The organism is Streptococcus sp. ELY_137, assembly GCF_058314515.1.
Genome location: NZ_JBZFUL010000035.1, coordinates 1 through 721 on the forward strand (window position 1 = coordinate 1; position 721 = coordinate 721).

General features: G+C 41.2%; 1 protein-coding gene. It reads left to right on the forward strand.

All coding sequences use genetic code 11. From position 1 onward, the window contains the following. Positions 1-95: 95 nt before the first annotated feature. Positions 96-721 (forward strand): IS30 family transposase (locus tag AC4HAO_RS11305; protein WP_491135402.1); only part of this gene is annotated, 626 nt, incomplete at its 3' end.

Consider the following 721-nt stretch of genomic DNA (forward strand, 5'->3'; position numbering starts at 1 on the left):
GATAGATTGTAAAATAAAGTGCAACAAAAAAACTCATAGAGCCTCAATCGTGTAAACTATAAGTAACCACACTAAACAGTACACGAGAGGAATCTATGAGCTACCACCATATTACCATAACTGAACGTATTAAGATAGAGGCTTACTTAGAATTAGGACTGAAGCCCAGCCATATTGCTTCAAAATTAGGCGTCAATAAGTCTACCATTTCTAGGGAATTGAAGAGGTGTCAGGGAAACTACTCAGCTTCCATAGCTCAAAAGCACTATGATTTTCGTGCTAAACGCAAAGGGAGAAAATCTATTTGTACACCAGAGCTCAAGCGACAAATTGAAAGTAAGCTGAAGGCTTCTTGGTCACCCGAACAAATTTCAGGTCGCTGTCAGCTCAAATGTCAGCCCATGGCTTCTTTCAAAACGATCTACAACTGGCTGTACAAAGGAATAATTTCCTGTGACTTAACGGTTTTAAGACGCAAGGGAAAGAGTCGCCAACCTAAGGAAACACGAGGTGAATTTAGAATCGGAACCCCGATCTCTAAACGGCCTAAAGAAATCAAAAATAGAGGGACTGTTGGTCATTGGGAATTAGATACGGTCGTCTCTTCTCGTGGAAAGAGCAAGGGGTGTTTAGCTACCTTTGTAGAGCGCAAGTCTCGGTTTTATCTAGCTTTCAAAATACCCGATCGAACAGCCGCTTCTATGTTTTCAGCTATTCAACA